This is a genomic window from Bacillus sp. SIMBA_154, from assembly GCF_046536015.1.
Classification (GTDB): domain Bacteria; phylum Bacillota; class Bacilli; order Bacillales; family Bacillaceae; genus Bacillus; species Bacillus pumilus_P.
On sequence record NZ_JAWJBV010000463.1, the window covers coordinates 1 to 252 of the forward strand.

1 protein-coding gene is annotated in these 252 nt (G+C 47.2%); it reads right to left on the reverse strand.

Annotated features, from left to right (window positions below; genetic code table 11):
* A partial coding sequence (locus tag R0K30_RS22790) for a hypothetical protein (RefSeq protein WP_410613218.1) occupies nt 1-252 on the reverse strand: 252 nt, incomplete at both ends.

A 252-nucleotide genomic window follows, 5' to 3' on the forward strand; every position in this document is an offset into this window, starting at 1 on the left:
GTTGTTACCAGCAGCATCAGTTGCGGTAAAGCCTTCTGAGCCATAGTCACTAGTATTGGTGCCATCTGTAACATTGGTGCCTGGTGACGTCATAGTGGTTACGTTAGTACCATCAGTAATGCTAACGCCGGCACTGTTTGTGACGGTGTTGCCTGTGGTCACGCTGCCTGCAGGACCCAGGTCGATATCTTGAGCAAGATTATAATTGACAGTATTATCAGTAGCGTTATTGGTCACAACTAGATTGCTGTC